This window comes from Mucilaginibacter gossypiicola (genome assembly GCF_900110105.1).
Lineage (GTDB): Bacteria > Bacteroidota > Bacteroidia > Sphingobacteriales > Sphingobacteriaceae > Mucilaginibacter > Mucilaginibacter gossypiicola.
On the sequence record NZ_FOCL01000001.1, the window covers coordinates 1,203,889 to 1,221,704 of the forward strand.

The window sequence follows — 17,816 nt, forward strand, 5'->3', positions numbered from 1 at the left end:
ATCTTCAAACCCCATCCTATTTACCGGTTAAAACCAACTGATTTTGTTCGCGGTATTCCTTTGGCGAACACATGTAAACCTTTTTAAACTCGCGGTAAAAATGGGACTGATTATTAAAGCCGGTCTGGTAATAAACCTCTGATACCGTCAACGAAGTGGAGCGTAGCAGCAAGGCCGCATATTTCAACCTCAGGTGCTTGATCAGCTCAAAGGGCGTCATATTGGTAAAGGCTTTGATCTTGCGATAAAAGGTCATTTTGGTCATAGCCAGGGCTGTTTCGAGGTAACTTGCGTCGAAATCCGGATTGGAGATATTTTCGTTGATCAGATCGACAACCCGGTTCAGGAAAGTTTTGTCATCGGCTTTGAGCACCGCATCATTTTCAAGCAAGCGCTGATCGTCTTTTTTAAAGAACATCTGAATGCGCTCGTGATATTCAATCAACTGTTTGATCTTGTTTAACAGTTCGGTTGCAGTAAAAGGCTTGGCGATGTAAGCGTCCGCCCCGGCTTCGTAGCCATCCACCCGCTGATCGGCCGATGACAAAGCCGACAGCAGCACAAACGGGATATGGCAGGTTTCCAATGTATTTTTGATGATCGAGCAAAGCTTCAGGCCGTCCATCTTATCCATCAAAACATCACTCAATATCAGGTTCGGGATGATCTTTTTTAGGATATCCAACGCCGCCTGGCCGTTTTCGGCTTCATAAACAATATAAGTTTCCTGCAAGATTTCGCGGAGCAGATGCCTGATGGAGGGCTCATCCTCGATAATAAGGACGGTCTTTTTCTCGCTATTGGACAGATCTTCAATCAAAGCCAGGTCGTTATTGATCGTTACACGATTTTCCATCACCTGCTGCGCCCCAATCGCAGCCTCAACCAGGGAAGATGGCTGCACAAGTGACTTAGGTTCGGTATAGGCGGTCGATGCACCTGCTTCCAGATTTAATGGAAGCACCGCTTCAAAATAGATCCACTGATTTTCGACTTTTACACTGATGCCGCCGCCGAGTAACTCCACCAGCTGCTTACAAAATGCCAACCCAATACCCGAGCTGATTTTAGTATCATCAGACTGGTTTAGCGTATAAAACTGTTCAAAAAGCAGGTGCAGCTGATCGGCCGGGCCATCATAATCAGAATTGGCCACCATTATCTTTAAGGTTTGGGTTGATGCATCCGCAGCAACACAGAATTCAATACTGCCATTTGGCCTGGTATATTTAAAAGCGTTCGAGAGCAAATTGAAAACGATCATTTCGATCTTATCCTTATCGCTATTGATCAGGATATCAGGAGTTATCGTTACGTCCAGGTGCAATGTTTTCTTCTCGCTGATGGGCTCAAACAGTTGCACGATCTTCTCCAATAATCCGGAGATATTGAAAGCAGATGAATGCACGGTCAAATGCCCCGACTCTGCTTTACGGAATTGCAACAGCTGATGAACACGATATTGCAAACGGAACGCCTCCTGGTTGGCGATCTGCAGGAAATTGCCGCCCTTATAGTTCGAAGTTTTGGCGTCATTTTTATAAAAGAAACGCTCTATCGATCCCAGGATCAGGGTGAGCGGGGTTTGCAGCTCATGGGTGATATTAGTGAAGAAATCCATCTTCTCCTGGTACAATTTCTTTTCCTTCACCCGGATCAGGTTCTCAACCATCAGCTTGTTTTTGATATCCTGACGCCCTTTTGTGATGCGGTAATAAATGTAGATGAGCCCAAGTACAATCAACCCATAAATGACCTTGGCAACAGTTGTAAGCCAAATATACTGACGGATCTCAACATGAAATACCTTCCGCGCATCTGACCATTCGCCCTGCCCGTTTGACCATTTGATATAAAAATTATAGTCGCCCGGCGGCAGATCATTGTAATTGACATCCGGGTTCGATCTCAATTCGCGCCAATCGGTATCATACCCCTTCAGGAGGCAGCGGTATTGGAATTTGATATTGGTATATCCATCCGCCGGCTGCACCTTAAGGTTGAAATAATTCTCATTTCGCAGCAATTGAAAATCCTTTGACTGTTCATCGCCACGAGGTTTAATTACCATCAATTGTATCCCATCCGATGTTTTACCGGCGATATTCAGATCGGTGACCAGCAGGTTCGACAGGTTTTTATCAATGGCAATTTCCGCAGGATTAAAATGGTTTAAACCGGCAATCCCACTAAAATATAACGCCCCCCGACTATCTTTAAATGCCGAATTATCACTGAATTCGGCGTTCTGCAAACCATCTTCCACATTATATTGAATAACCTGCAAGTCGCTGCCATTGATCTTTGCCAACCCGTGATTGGTGCTTACCCATATGTTGCCCGCATCATCTTCAAGGATAGCCTGCACATTATTGTTTGGCAAGCCGGTTTCGGTAGTGATCTGGTGAAAATCAGGCTTAGATTTAACCAATCCGTCCTTATTGATCCAGTATAAACCGTTGCTCGTCCCAACCCAAACGCGGTGCCTGGTATCCCAAAACAAAGAGTGAATATTATTGAGATTGGCTTTATCTGATCGCGGCACCAGGTTAACAGTCTTCCCGCTCTGTTTATCGAGCAAACATAAGCCGGCAAACCGATAACCAATCAGGATCTGATCGCCCACATCCAATAGCGCATTAATCAGGTTATTTCCCGACCTGAGAAAATGCCCACCGATATTAATATGCTGCAAATTGACCAGCTTAAATTTGCCACCGGCAAGTTTCTCTACCTTCAAACGTGCCAATCCGCCGTTATAGCCCACGTATATGGAGCTGTCTTTTTGCGGTAGTATGGCATGTGTCCTGAAAAAATCAGCATCCAGTTGAGTACCGGTTATTTGTAACCATTTAGTAAAGCTTTTTGAAACAGGGTCATAAATTGTAATCCCGTACGCATCCGAACCAATATAGAAATTACCGTCAAAGCCCTTCTTGATGGTATAATAGGAATTATTGGTTTTGTCAAAGCTGGAATTGACCGGCTTAATCACTTCAAATCGACTCTGCGGCGTTGCCGGATCAATTTCTTTGATGATGCCATTATACTTAGTTCCCAGCCACAATTCGTTTTCAACCTGCTGGATGGCCTGCACATTACTTTCGGATAAAAGCGAACCCTGTTTAATCTCATCGAGGCCAAACGTATTGGGTTGGCGTTTGATCTTGAACACACCTTTATCATCGGTGCTTACCCAGAGCGTGTTGCCGGCAGTTTCCGTTAATGAATTAACCTTTACATTTTTTAAATCGGGGCAGGATCGCAGCAGATCATCAACCGGCTTAAAATTACCGTCGTACTCTTGTATACCGTTGTATTGCCAGGTGATAAAATAGTGGCCCTGAAAATACTGCATCTCAGAAACGAAATGCTGTATTTTCTGCCGTTCCAAAACCTCAAAATCTTTGGTGATCTCAAATAGCTTGGTATCGGTCACTGCGAAAAATACACGGTGGTTAACGAGCTCAAAGATGTTAACGCTGTTATTAAAAATTCGTAACTGGTGATATATCTCACCTCTTTTTTCAAAAAGTCTTAAAATCCCGCCAAAACTCAAAGTCCACAGCCGGTCGTGGTCGTCCAGTTCAATCTTAGCGATCTTACCTACCGAAGCTTGGTCGAACTTAATCGGCACCATTGTGTCGTGCGCAAAATCATAATTGTACAATACTGTATCGAGCCTCAAACCGCAAATAATGGTTTTACCGCTGCCCACGGCGAGTATATAATCAGCGCTTTTCTTTTTGAGCTTGTCTTTATCCCCATTGTAAAAATAATGGGTCATAGATCCTTTCAGCTTGTCGTATTTCGTTATCCCTTCTTCGGTGCCTATCCATATGTGATGATAGGCATCCTCACGCACCCGGGTAACCACGCTGTTCACCAAACTGGATAACGATCGCGACTGATTGCTATTGAAAGCATAAAAGGAGATACCGTTGTAAACGTCCAGACCGTCATAGGTGTTCAGCCAAAGCAGCTTATCAGAGTCTTCATATACACCGTTTACGCTGTTATTGGCAAGCCCTGTTGTATTATCTAAATGCGTTATCACATAGTTGTGCTGCGCCCGTATCTGGTACGTACATGCTATCAGCAACAAAAAAATGATCGCTCTTTTCATAATTGATTGGCCTGGCTTAAAAATAGTGTTTTAGATGGAATAACGTGGTTTTTAACGAAAACAGCACATAAAATTTCCTTTCAGTTACCCACAGGCATAACTCTGTTACTGGTGTACATAACCGTTTCGGGCCCCTTAACTAAAATTGTTCAACCAATTAATACGCGAAACCTGGCGTCGTCAAACCCCAATTTTTGAACTATGAATTATGTAAACAATCTATCCAGGCATATCTGCGTGGACGAGTTTTCGGCAGTGCCAAAATATCTGCAGATCTCTAAATCGATCATCTCCGCGGTCGACACCGGCCGTATCAGCAAAGGCACCGTCATGCCTTCCATCAACGACCTCAGCGCCGAGCTTTGCGTTTCAAGGGGCACTATAGAGAAAGGCTACAAATATCTCAAAGCGATTAAAGCACTTAGCTCCTACCCGGGCAAGGGTTATTACATAGCCGATACCTGTTTCCGCAAGCAGAAAAAAGTATGCCTGCTGTTCAATAAACTAAGTGCCCAGAAAAAGATCATCTACGACTCGTTTGTCAACGCCCTGGGCGACCGCGCATCCGTAACGCTCAATATCTACAATAACGACTTTAAGCAGTTCGAAACACTCATCAACAACAATCTCGAAGAGTACAGTCACTTTGTGATCATCCCTCACTTTATTGAGCAGGAACAGGAAGCCTTTAAGATCATTAACTCCATCACCCGCAGCAAAGTGATCCTACTGGATAAAAAGCCGGCAGAAGTTTCCAAATACCAGGGTGCTGTATATGAAAACTTCGAGAAGGACATTTACCGCGTGCTCTGCAAGATGCGCGAGCAGGTGAGCAAATACAGTCAGCTTAACCTGCTCTTCCCCAGAGCGAGTTATTATCCGAAAGAGATAGTGAAGGGTTTTACGTTGTTTTGCCGGCAGTATGAACTCAGGTATTCGGTGATTGATAACATCGAAGCCAGCGGCCTCAATAAAGGCGAGGCATACATTACCCTAAGTGAAGACGACCTGGTTTTGGCCCTGGAACTGCTGCAGGAAACTAATATGCAATTAGGCCGCGATATTGGAATAATCTCTTACAACGAAACACCCATCAAAAAGTTCCTGCTGGACGGTATCACCACCATCTCCACCGACTTTAAACTACTGGGCAACTTTGCTGCCCAACTGGTGCTGGATAATACCGAGAAAGACATTGAAGTACCATTTAATGTAATCCTCAGAAACTCCTTATAACCAGTTTACAATACTATACACAAATAAAAAAGCCAACCTTTACCTGGTTGGCTTTTTTATTTGTGGGCTATTTATCTGAATCTAATTGCTCACTATCAGTTTTCGTGCATAAACACGATTACCCACGTAAAACCTGGCAATGTATAATTTGGCCGGACCATTACCGGGATGCAGGTCGACAGTTTGCCGCATGGCTCCAACAGCCTTGGCGCGGTAAACCTCTAAGCCCTGCGCATTATAAAATACGGCAGTGATGTTTTGTCCTGCGCTGCCTTTGATATCGACGTTAACCACACCATTTGACGGGTTGGGATAAAGATGAACCGGATCGGGCAAAACATCCTTCAACGCGGCTGGAATTAAGCTGGACGAACTGGGTCCTGACACCTTCACGAAGCCAACGCTATCTATGAAAGCCGTTTTATCACCATTATACGTCGATGTAAATTGCAGCACTTTCCAGCCAGATGTTACCGAAACCGTACTGGTTTGCGACGTGCCGAATGCCGTACCACTTACCGGATAGATGGTACTGCCGATCTGCGTACCGTTCAAGCTCACGTTGATCCCCTGCCCACTACCTGTGGCATTACGATAAGCCGATTTAAAGACGACCTTATAGATGCCGGGATTTAGATAAACATTCTGCGAAATATCGCTAATGCCTTGCAAAAAGGCTACCTGTGTGCCACTTGGCGCAGTCGGCGGCCCAAAGGTACTGCCATTAACGGCCACTCCGGCATTTTGCCGGATAGTCCAGCTGGCGCCGACGGCCCGGTATTGGTAATCGCCTACCGGCGGATTTTCGAAACCACGATTAGCAATCAGCGGAATGCTATCGGCCAGTACAGAAGTGCTTAAAAGATTGACATGAACCTGATCGATAAAGGCAGTTTTATCCGCAGTAACTGAACCGGTGAACCTGATAATATGCATCCCTGCCGGCAAAGGAATAGAATCCGTTTGCGATGTACCGAAAGCCGTTCCACTGGCCGGGTAAATAATGCTACCTACGGGGTTACCGTCCACGCTCACTACAATTCCCTGCCCGCTGCCCGAAGAGCTGCGATAAGCCGATTTGAAAGTTATCCGGTAAGTACCCTGCTTAAAATAAAGCGACTGTACTACCGCCGATGCGCCCTGCAAAAAGGCGGTTTGCGAACCTTCGGGAGCCGTAGGCGCGCCAAAGGCGCTACCATTGTGCTGGATGCCAGCCCCACCAAAGTAAACCCAGGGGGTACCCGTTGGCTGATATTGTAAGGTTGATACTACCGGAGCCTCAAAGCCTGAATCGGCCACTGCCGGTGCATTGGCAACCAGCGGTGGCAGGTTATTCGAAACCGTTACCGACGAATCTACCGTAGTGATAAAATCAACCCCGGGCGGTAAGGTGTAGATGTTGTTGGTTATCGAGCCGCCATTGTTATTCCCTATTTTGGTAAAATTGATCTCAAACCCGCAAGGAATATTACAATTCTGGCTGTTATTGGTAAATGTACAGCTATCCACTTTGCACTGCGAATTAACGAGGTTGTTTTCGTTATCAAAGAACATGATGCCACAGCCGTCGTTATTGTGAAAATTACATTTCACCAGTCGCACGTTGTAATTGCTCCGCTCAAAATCTACGGCTTCTCCATCCGGATTAGTACCTTGGCGTTTTTGGTAGCCCACCTCGCAATTCCTCACTACAAAATTGCTGTCGATACCCAGGAAAATACCGCAGGCACCATTGGCATAGTTCCCCGTTCCGCAGTTTAAGGCCGAACAATTGTCCATCAGGCCACCATTGATGCCGATAATGGAATAGCCGCCGTAAATACAATTAGTTGCCGTGGAGTTTTTAATGGTTACGTTTTTCCCTCCCGAAAAAGCCAGCATCATCTCCGCGCTATCGCCACTACAAGAGTTAACAGTAACGTTTGAGTACGCTGTGGTATTAAAAAAGATCCCGGCGTTAGGCATATTATGCACATTAACATTAGTCACCTGGATATTGCCGTGCACGTGACTATCATCAATGCTGAATACCAGCCCATACCCCACTCCCGAACCTATATCGAGATTGCTCACGTTCAGGTAATCGGCATTGGTAATTTGCAGGATAATGCCAGCCGTTGTGCTGGTAATTTTAGGGCGATTGCCGGTTCCATAAGATGAAAAAGTGATGGGGTTTGCGGCTGTCCCGGTGAATTTTGACGCAAACACCGCACTTTCCGACCAGGTGTCGCCACTTTTCAGGTAGATCTTATCGCCCGCATGGTAAGTTACCGAGTTAAGCTTCGACAAAGTTTTCCAGGGCTTGGTTGTGGATGTGCCGCTATTGGAATCGCTGCCACCAGAACTGCTGACATAGTAAGTCGCTGCAAAGCAATCCACACTGATGATTGCCAAAATGGCCGCCATCAAAAAGGATAGTAGCCGGAAGCTGATAGTTTTAGGTGTATTTTTCATTGTTTAATTGGTTTTAAAGGAGGGTTTGGACGTTGCCGTCCGATAGAATTATTGGGCCACCATTCTACTGCTTCAAAGCATCACTAACATCCCGCTCAAGCTCGCGGGCAGTTTCCGCTTCTGAACCACCAGCGTTTGCGATATTGGTAAAATACAAAGCCACCACATGGTTTACCGGATCAACCCAAAAGTGGGTACCAAATGCGCCGCTCCAGCCAAAGCTTTTTTTCGCTAAAGGCTGATTTGCGGACCGGTCGCCCGTAATGACACGCACACTCAAACCCCAGTTTGCCCCGGTCGGAAATCCGCCTAAATCGCCAGGTAACTGCGGGGACGTCATTTGATTGACGATGCGCGGGCTTAAGATTCGTCGCCCGTTGTAAACGCCGCCGTTCGCCAGCATCTGAGCAAAATGAAAGTAATCGCCTATCGTACCCACTACGCCAGCCGATCCGCATAGATAAGTTGTGCCAATTGCAAAAGGATATTGATCTTTTTCCTTCACCATTCCGCTGTCGGTAGTTTTGCAGAGGGTGACAATCTTCTTCAGACCATTCAGATTTTTAACGAACCCTGTGTTTTTCATACCAAGCGGCATTAATATCCGCTCACGCATAAACCTATCCAAAGGGTGGCCCGACACGATTTCAATAATACGCCCGCAGATGTCGAACCCGGTTATCGCGCTGTATCCAGTGCGGGTACCGGGTTGGAAATCGAGCGGCAGACGGGACAATTTCGGAATGTATGAGACCAATGTTGAGCCGGGTTCAATTGGCAATTTATTGATCTCTGTATACCCTATGACGCCCTCACCCATTCCTGAACTATGGGTTAACAAATCATGAATGGTAACAGGCCTGCTCGCCGGCACCAAGCGGTAGTTTGAACTTGCAGAAAGCACGCCAAAAGGAGCTGCCGGATCTGGCTGGTAATTTTTAACATCATGCTCATCAACCGGCACAGCCACCTTTAAATTTTTGAATTCAGGGATATACTTATAAACAGGATCATACAAGCTGATTTTCTTTTGATCAACCAGCAGCAGTATGGCTGCTGCAGTTAAGGGCTTTGACATTGATGCCAGTCTGAAAACATCGTTGTAATCAAGCGTACGTCTTTGTTCTATATCGGCGTACCCGATAATATCTTTTAAAACTATTTTCCCGTTCTGCGCTACCAGCACAGCCGCACCGGCAATCTTTTTGTCCTTAAAACGCTTTACCAGATGCGCATGCACTTGCTGCTTTAGTTTGGCAGTGTTTAAGGCCCCCGATACATTTTTATTCGTGGCTGCCCTTAACGCAATCGACCTTATATGCACCATGCCTCCACTCTTTGAATCTGCAGCAGTATTTAGCGCAATCTTTAACCCAGCCAGCGTTCCGCTGTAAAATGCTGAGTTTCGTAACCGGATATGATAAGTATGATACCTGGCATCCGGAATTATTTTAAACGCAATGCTGCAACTATCATTAAATACTTTGTTATTCAGTTGCCGCCAGTAAACTCTCGCTGAGTCCGCGGGACTATTGCAGGCGGCCACGATGGTCAACTCATCAGCATCTTTAGCCTTCCAGTAAATATCCGGACTAATAAGCGCAGCTTTCGGCTTGAGTTTTACGGCGAGTTCTGACTTGATGGGCCAGCCAGCGTCTGTAGTGTTTTCGTAAAACCAGTGCCGGCGAGTGTTTTTAAACACGAACGCCGGCTGTCCCGGCTTTTTTGCATGGTGGTACACGTAATCCCGGATATTGGACACTGTACCAAGGATCAGCGTGTAATCAAAATCGTAAACCATGTTATGGTCTATTACTTCGGTTTGATTTGGGGCGATATAGCCTGTAGCGTCCGACTTACTATCTCCTTTGAAAGTGTCTCCAAAAAATCCACAGGCAAAACGCTGTGTCCCCGGGCTCCAGATACCGAGCCCATAGTTATTTTCATCCACGTTGGCCGCCCAATTTTCCGTGGCCTGAAACTGGATATCCGGGTCGCCGGAATGGTTGAGGTTTTTGACATTCGACAGCGTATCATTGGTAAAAGGCTTATCGCCCCGGTAAGTAATAAGCCTGTGATACGGCGCATTGGTATAAACGGCGGGTAACTCCTGCTCCCTGGCAGGATACTGGGTTTTATCCGGCCGAGAATTAACAAGGCGCGCATGTACTTTAACCGCGTTGCCATCAAGTGTTACCCACGACTCGAAATAACATTCGCCGGGCACATTATCGAGCGGCCAGTGCATGGGGATACATTTTACGTAGATAGTTTTGCCGTCGTTGTCATGAGCAAGGATCTTAGACCGGTTACCCGCCACGTCTCCCGACTGAATAGGATTCCAGCCGATATCAATCCAATGCGGATTAGCTTTTTTGCCATTCGGCTCAAAAGGAACAGGCCCGCTATAAAACGATAGCTGCACCTGTCTGCCCCAGTCCTTATTGTTTACTACATTTTCCAGCTTGCGTGCGTCGGCCACATAAGTGATGGACCCGCCCAGGTTCAGGTCGACACCAACCCTGATCTTTTGGTTGCTCAGATAGCTCATGCCACCCAAACTATCTCTCGAAGGCGTCTGGGCAGCCATGGCCAAAGGTGTTAAGAAAAGGCATAGCAAATGCAGGTACTTCATCATGATGAACTACTATTGGATTGTTTACAGATTAAATCAGCTTACTCTTTGCCGGGCTTTAAAGCCCGTTTCTTTATTCTTTGATAAATGTATCTCCCTTTTTAACCTCTGTATATTCAATATGTCCGGCCAGGTCTTGCGGATAAAACCAGGCGTCGCGCAGCTTCTTTTCTGAGAAGAACTTTAACTGATCGCCGTTATGAACCGATTGTTTCTGCGAGGAATTTCCATAGCTCATAAGCACTTTTGCACGCACAGTTTTGCCAAACTCTATCACCCCTACCCATGAATCGCCTGTGTTTACGGTTTCGGTTTTACTGCCGGGATTGCCGGATGCCACCCTGAATACCCCCAGCCATTCTCTCGCGCCATTCGCAGGCAGATCGACACCATTTGCCCTAACGCGCAGATAGTCCCCCCAGGGTACTGATAAACTTCCGAAGGCGGATTTTATTTGTGCTGATACGCGTTCCAGCGATTTTACCGATTCCTGGATATTATTCAATCCAGAGGGTGTAGTATTTGGGTTATTGCGATCCCAGGGTGTTGTATAATCAATGTTAGTTTGCATTGCCCAGGCATAGAACAGTGTCATGCCCCTGCTGTCGCCGTCGGATTTTCTATCCCACTTAGCCAACACCTGTTTGGCTTCCCACAATATAGGCGACGATGTTGTATCGATGGCCGCAAGCAGGTCATCCAGCAACCGGTCGGCCAGCTCCACATGGGTCGACAGCTTATAATCTACCAAATGATCGAAAGTGATACTGCTATCGGCCATCAGCATATTCACAGCCCGCTGCGACCGTAAAGGCATCACATCTGGTGCAATATAGGCAGGGTATCGATTCTTATCCAGCTCACGCGGCAGGGTAACCGTCCATGGTGGGTCATTGCTGTTTTGTAGCCATCCCGAAGCAGGGTTTTTAAGCTTAGGCAGCTCATCGTAACTTAGATAGCTCTTCCAGATATATTTTGACGAGTCTCCCTTAACCATCAGTTGCCAGTCGCTAAAATTACCGAACGGCCGGCGGGGCACCTGACCGTTAAACAGGTAAAAGATATTGCCCTTTTTATCGGCATAAAGCACATTCCAAAATGGGATTTGCAGTGTTTTCAAAGCAGCCTCAAAGTGGTTAAAATCATGACTGTTGGCCATTTTCCACCATTCCAGGATTGTATTAGGGCTGTCCATCCCGGCAGCTTTTAGAGCGATAGCTTTTTTGTCGCCCATTTTAAGTACCGGGCCTTGCACCGAACTGTAGCACTTTGAATATTGCGGACTAAGCTTGCCATCGGCCTGTTTTACCCAAATCGTATCCGGGCGTTCCTTAAACGGAACGTTTTTGCCATCGAGCAGGTAACCACCATCGGTAAGCGTAAGCACAAATGAGTCAGCATTATCGAGCGTATTGTTGGTATGCGTCCAACCGAGGTCTTCATTAAAACCAATGGAGATGCCAGGTATCCCCACCAACTCAGCACCGTATATTGGGGTGCCTTTCAGCGTGAGTTCGCTTTCAAAAAAAGTAAACTCATCGGCCCAGGGCAAATGCGGATTTTGCACGAGCATTGCATTGCCGGATGCAGATCGTTTGGGCGCTATAGCAATTGCGTTTGAGCCGGCCTCCTTCCAATTGGCCACTAATCCCAAATCCAGGCCGGCTGTAAAACGCGTAACAAATACATAAAGACCTTGCAGGTTAACATCGTCGGAGGTTACGGGCAAAACCGCTTTATTCTCGTCGGCAACCGCTTCGGGATGGGCTTTTACATAGGCATTCATTCCATCGGTAAATGAACGGATCATCAGCTTCAGTTCCGGATCCTGACTTTTGCTGAATTTCACAGCGATAGCCGGGAAATTAAACCGGTGCACAAGCTGATCCGACGGTACAAAAGCCGGCCCCCAGTAAGCCGCAGCTTTTCCCCGCGCCCTGCCATACATTTTTAATACCAGGTTAGCATGCGACTGCATTTCGGCCCAGCCCTGTGCAAAAAACAGGTCGCCCTCATTGTTTGCCGTAATGTGTGGCACTCCCCACACATCCCACGTGATCTTTGCCGACTGACTATAAGATATCCCCGGCAATAAAACCGCGACCAGCAGAAGGGTTAAAAGATATTTAGTTTTAAATCTCATTTTGTTTGAAGCTATTTTGCGATTCGAACTTACCACGTTATTTTTATTTTGTATACAGGAATGGCTGTTAAACTTTTAAGTGACGGAGGATTTCCACCCAACTTGGTTTTTAGATCGAACAGAATACCGTTTGATCCCTTTCCTTGCTCCACGCCCAGCAATTGCGGGCCGACCCTAAACAGCAATCCATCACCGGCAAGCATGGTTTTATATCGTTTTAGAGTGATATCCCAGGGATGGCCATTATAAAAATTATCGTCTTTGAGCATCCCCTGCCCTATATCAAATAGCCGGCATATATCGCCTAAATAATCTACCTTAAGTTCGATATTATCCAGGCCATCAAACTGATCCGGGGAGATCTTGACGGATGTTTTCTCGGTGTTAATCGAATCCACTTCCATGCGGATCTTCCTTTCAGGCACCTGGAAATTAAAGACCGAAAATATTCCATCCTTTTTCCCTGTAACCTGCTGGCTATTGATATTTAAGCTGTTGATGGCCGGCACCACTTTCATCTGGAATCTATTCACGCCCGACGAGGTAAGCAACAGGGTATTCGATACGCTATCCTCAACCGCTGCACGATCACTTAACAACAATCTCTTTTGCCCGTTGATCACAACCTCGCTGCTATGGCGCGCCTGTTCTTCAGTAAGCAGCACGAGGTGGATAACACGCCCATCTTTGGTTTGAATACGTAATTGGCCATCCCTGTCGCCTTTTAATACCCAAACGCCTTCTTTTACTTTCGAGCCATTGTTGCAGGAAACGGATTTGATATTTTTTCCAGCAAGCACAAACTCGCCGTCGGACGCAGACAGGCTGTGGCAAAAATACCAGTCCTCATTATTTTCGGTAAGATGGCTGAATGGCCATGCTGTTGCCGATACCAGCGCTACGTCCTGGTGCAGGGCATAATTGAAAGGGATAATGGCAAAATCGCCTGAGTGGATATTCAGTTTGGCAACCTGCGGGATGCGGATAACACCGGCCGACGTATGCACCTGGAAATGAATATCATCCCTATCCGAAAGTGCCTTAACGTTACCATAGTTAGCTGCAAAAATATATCCCTGGTCATGATCTGCCTTGGCTATAACACGCAGTGAATCTGATTGTACATTTTTTACCCGTTGATCAAATTCAACCACTTGGGCCTTTGAAAGACTTTCTGAAAAATTATTCAAAAACTGATTGAATGGCCTTAACGTGAAATAACTTTTCCGGAGCAGACCAAATTCGCTTACCGGCGCGTCAAAATCATATGACATGTAGGCCAGATCACGCCACTTGGGCAGGAAACCGTAAACCGGGTGCATAGGATTAATACCGCCATGAAACATATAGTAGCCCAAAAACATCGTTTCCTGCCCGCCAAACAACGTCATGGCCGTGCACAAACAAGATGCCGGCGGTACATCCGGACGGAATGAACCCCGCGCCGGGGAACCTGTGCCAACTTCACAGAAACCCACCGGCACCTTACCCGTAAAAGGCGATTTCTCCTGGTTAAATATCGTTAGCTCATTATTGGTGCTGTCCGGCGCGCCCAGGTACATATAGCCGCCGTAAGTGGGCACAAAATGGTCGCTTGGTATAGGCCCGGTATTGCCCCAGGCAGTCATGGTGAAGATGGGGCTGTTCATGCCGGCATCTTTGGCGATAGTATACAAATGCTCAAAGTGCTCGGTATAACCTGCCCCCTGCGGACCGGGATAGCCACCATCTACACCCTCTTCAAATAAAGTATTCCAGTTAATTGGTGCGTGCGATAGTTCATTTTCGGTTTGAACTGCAAGGATATTGCCGCCGTCGTTCCAGAAATACCCTTTCAGGTTAGCCGCCAGCTGCTTGTAGTAGCGTTCTACATATTTCAGATAGCCCGGCTCGTTGCTGCGCTCGTTATGCACCATGCCGTAATGCCATGGCGGCAATCCCCCCAGCAAAATCTCCGAGTTATTAAATGGCCCTGGACGTAAAAAAAGATACATACCGTGCTTTTTACATAGCTCAGCAAACAGCTTAATATTGTTCCGGCCAGTGAAATCGAACTTGCCCGGCTCGGGTTCGATCAGTGTCCAGAATACGTATGATGAAACGGTATTGAGGCCACCTGCTTTCATTTTCACGATGGCATCTTCCCACTCCTCTACCGGGTAACGCTGCGGCTCCATCTCGCCTGCTACTATTGCAAGCGGTTTGCCATTAAGCTCGAAGTAATAGTTATTGGCGCTCACCACATCGCCATTTTTATTTTTACCGCCCCATGCAGGAAGCGCGTTTTCGTTGACTTGTAACCCTTTTTGGCTTACATTAACGGTAAATGACTCATTTGTTTTTTTGCCAACTGACTGCGCTTGCGTTATGCCCGGCAAGCACAATGCACACGGCGTTAGCCACAGGATATTAAATAGTAACCGTATTTTCATCTATATGCTTATTGTTATTTGGTTTATTGGCGCACTTAAAATGGGTTCATTAAGGACGTACAATGCTAAGCTTAGATGGGGCGGACGGCAACCCACACAGTCTATTGGAGCCCGATTAAAAATGCAATTTTGGGATGGCTCCCAGAATTACTGAATAGCTCGTGTGTTACATAAACCTTTCTAATTCAAACCTGCAATATGTTAAACGGCTGTTTAGGTAGCTTTATAGTATTGGGCACAATCAGGCACCCGACTCCGGGAACGTTCCTTTTGCCGGAAATGTGTGATACCTTGCAATGTAAAAATACAATACTTACAAACCCGTAAATAACTTATCTGCCAAGTAAACCCGAAATTCTTTGATTCGCCCGGTTTCCATATCTTGCCGGGGCAGCATTTTGATACCGCTGATAGTTGCTTTACCTCCCAGGTCAATAACTACCTGATGGGGATATTTAGGCGCAAGGTCCTTCCACTGGCTGTGCCAGATGCTGGTATACTGCAAATCGAACAGATTTTCGGATTTGCCATCGTTACCTTTTAGTTCTTCACTATCAGCGTAAACCACTTTCCAGGAGCTACGGGGTAATTGTTCGCCATGCTCATCCAGTAATTCAACCTCTGCTAATGCGGCAAATTGATCGCCTGTAAAATTGTTCAGCGCTTCCAGCGCAAGGTAGCGCCCGTTTTTTGGCGCGAATGTAAACGTTTGCCATTTACCGGTATTTTCCATTGCTCCTGCATATATCAGGCTGCTTTGGTTATTCATAAACTTTTGACCGGGTTTGCGATGATTGCTGCTAATGGTTTCGTTTGTTGTAAGGCTATCCAGAATAGGTTTACTGAGGCCTTGCAATCGTGCGGCTATGGGGCGGTGCAGATCCAACACAACCACCTCATTTTTCCCTTTATTTAACCATACGCCAGGCACATACATAGTTTGGGTTGGCCCGATATTCCAGTAACGGCCAAGGCAATGCCCGTTTATCCAGGCTACCCCTTTTTTAAACCAACGCATATCCAGATAAAAATCAGCCTTATTTTTGGCATTAAAGTACCCTTTATAAAATGCAGGCTCATTAAGTTTAGTAACCGTACTAATGGTCTTGTATTTAAACGCCGGATTACCCTCTCCCAACGGGATTGAATAATGTTTCCAGCCTTTTAACATAAACTTATTAGCGTTGGTTATGTCATAAACCTCTCCCTGTAAACCTTTCCTGTCGTGCAGATAATAGCCGTAGTTAACCCGCCCCATCGCCTCAACAAAAACCCTAAGTTTAGCTGGTTTATACAGTTTGGGAATTTCAAGAATATGATCATTCTTCATTCGGTTTAATATGCCAATAAGTTGATTATCTATGAATATTTCTGCATAATCATGCACTTCAGTAAAATCCAGCTTTCTTTTTGCACCGGCAGGCAAATTTGTTTCATAAAGCATCATGCCGTAACCTTGGTTCAGATCTTCCATGTACAGCGTGGTATCGTTATACACCGGTTTGTTTAATTGCGGCATTATAGGTGCAACTGCCTGAAGATTGAAAGGGGCAATTTTTTGTACAGGGATCGGCGCTGGTACGTCTGTTAATACCTCTCCCGGTTGGAGGTATTTTTTCAGCGTGTTACGCAGTTCATCGAATTTGGCTGTAGCAGTTCCGTTTTCACTTATTGGCGCATCGTAATCATAACTTGACGTTTCGGGAGTGTAAGGCTGGCAATTGGCGCCTGCCCATAAACCGAAGGAGGTGCCGCCATGGATCATGTATATGCTGAAGGAGGCCTTATGATCAAGCATCCAGCCCAATTCCCTGATAAGATGATCATTTGAACCGGTATGGTGGGGCGCACCCCAGCTATCAAACCAGCCGGGATAGTACTCGCCGCACATTAAAGGCCCGGTGGGCTGCACATCGCGTAAAGTTTTGAAAGCGGCTTCGGGGTTGTTACCAAAGTTAACTACGGCAAAAATATCCTGCTGTACATCATTCTTCAATTGAACCGTGCCGTCGCAGCTAAACAGCGGTACAACAAAGCCCGCTTCTTTTAAATAATCGCGGATCTTTAACATGTATTCTTTGTCTGCTCCATAGCTGCCATATTCATTTTCAACCTGCGTCATGATAATGGGGCCACCATTCGTTATTTGCAGCGGAGCTAAAACACGGCCAACTTCCTTTAAATATTGGCGGGAACGTTCCATATAATACAGATCCTGTGTTCGTAATTTAATATCCTTCTTTTTCAGTAACCACCAGGGCAAGCCGCCAAATTCCCATTCTGCACATGCATATGGCCCGGGGCGAAGCAACACATATAATCCTTCCTGCTGGGCTATTTTACAAAATTCAGCGGCATCGGCCTGCCCTTCCCAGGTAAATTTCCCAGGCAAGGTTTCGTGAAAATTCCAAAACAGGTAAGCACAAACGGTATTTAAACCCGCAGCCTTTGCCATTTTTAGACGGTGTCTCCAGTAAGCTCGCGGGATGCGGGCAAAATGCATTTCGCCACAACGGATAACAAATGGCTTCCCGTTTAACATGAACGATTCTGTACCGATTTCAAAAGGTGCATTCTGTATCTGCTGCTGACCAAAAGCCAGGTTAGAGCTTAGTACGATTATGAAAAGAAACAGCCTGGTAATAGTGATTTTCATTAATGTAAGTTTTAACTGTATTAACCGTTTTTTGGATGGTTTTAATGAGCGGGGAACCACTAAAAACATGGATTCCGCCTGCTTTGAGCTACAATTGTAAAGAAATAATGATCCCCAAAAAATAGCTAAAAATT

General features: G+C 46.1%; 7 protein-coding genes. 1 reads left to right on the forward strand and 6 read right to left on the reverse strand.

Annotated elements, in window-relative coordinates; genetic code table 11:
• Positions 1-16: 16 nt before the first annotated feature.
• On the reverse strand, positions 17-4,126 hold the full coding sequence (locus BMX50_RS04845; RefSeq protein ID WP_091208361.1) for a hybrid sensor histidine kinase/response regulator transcription factor: 4,110 nt from the start codon (positions 4,124-4,126) through the stop codon (positions 17-19).
• 201 nt (positions 4,127-4,327) lie between these two features.
• Between BMX50_RS04845 and BMX50_RS04850 the strand changes: the two genes are divergently transcribed.
• Complete coding sequence (locus BMX50_RS04850; protein WP_091208363.1) at positions 4,328-5,362, forward strand: GntR family transcriptional regulator; 1,035 nt, start codon at positions 4,328-4,330, stop codon at positions 5,360-5,362.
• A gap of 81 nt (positions 5,363-5,443) precedes the next feature.
• On the opposite strand, the gene BMX50_RS04855 is transcribed toward BMX50_RS04850, so the two are convergent.
• The 5 genes from BMX50_RS04855 to BMX50_RS04875 all read right to left on the reverse strand — a co-directional run bounded on the left by BMX50_RS04855 (position 5,444) and on the right by BMX50_RS04875 (position 17,682).
• On the reverse strand, positions 5,444-7,816 hold the full coding sequence (locus BMX50_RS04855) for a right-handed parallel beta-helix repeat-containing protein (protein WP_091208366.1): 2,373 nt from the start codon (positions 7,814-7,816) through the stop codon (positions 5,444-5,446).
• A gap of 64 nt (positions 7,817-7,880) precedes the next feature.
• Positions 7,881-10,454, reverse strand: a complete 2,574-nt coding sequence (locus tag BMX50_RS04860; RefSeq protein WP_091208368.1) for a serine hydrolase domain-containing protein — start codon at positions 10,452-10,454, stop codon at positions 7,881-7,883.
• 70 nt (positions 10,455-10,524) lie between these two features.
• Positions 10,525-12,594: a penicillin acylase family protein gene (locus BMX50_RS04865; protein ID WP_143065088.1), complete on the reverse strand. Its 2,070-nt coding sequence runs from the start codon at positions 12,592-12,594 to the stop codon at positions 10,525-10,527.
• A 29-nt stretch (positions 12,595-12,623) separates the two neighbouring features.
• Positions 12,624-15,026 (reverse strand): beta-galactosidase, encoded by a 2,403-nt coding sequence (locus BMX50_RS04870; protein WP_091208373.1) that lies wholly within the window; start codon positions 15,024-15,026, stop codon positions 12,624-12,626.
• A gap of 313 nt (positions 15,027-15,339) precedes the next feature.
• Positions 15,340-17,682: a beta-galactosidase gene (locus BMX50_RS04875; protein ID WP_167667811.1), complete on the reverse strand. Its 2,343-nt coding sequence runs from the start codon at positions 17,680-17,682 to the stop codon at positions 15,340-15,342.
• Positions 17,683-17,816: the final 134 nt, after the last annotated feature.

What these genes read in the sequence shown, in the direction of transcription:
- BMX50_RS04845 (WP_091208361.1), bottom strand. Translation starts at nt 4,126, where the DNA reads ATGAAAAGAGCGATCATTTTTTTGTTGCTGATAGCATGTACGTACCAG.
- BMX50_RS04850 (WP_091208363.1), top strand. Translation starts at nt 4,328, where the DNA reads ATGAATTATGTAAACAATCTATCCAGGCATATCTGCGTGGACGAGTTT.
- BMX50_RS04855 (WP_091208366.1), bottom strand. Translation starts at nt 7,816, where the DNA reads ATGAAAAATACACCTAAAACTATCAGCTTCCGGCTACTATCCTTTTTG.
- BMX50_RS04860 (WP_091208368.1), bottom strand. Translation starts at nt 10,454, where the DNA reads ATGATGAAGTACCTGCATTTGCTATGCCTTTTCTTAACACCTTTGGCC.
- BMX50_RS04865 (WP_143065088.1), bottom strand. Translation starts at nt 12,594, where the DNA reads ATGAGATTTAAAACTAAATATCTTTTAACCCTTCTGCTGGTCGCGGTT.
- BMX50_RS04870 (WP_091208373.1), bottom strand. Translation starts at nt 15,026, where the DNA reads ATGAAAATACGGTTACTATTTAATATCCTGTGGCTAACGCCGTGTGCA.
- BMX50_RS04875 (WP_167667811.1), bottom strand. Translation starts at nt 17,682, where the DNA reads ATGAAAATCACTATTACCAGGCTGTTTCTTTTCATAATCGTACTAAGC.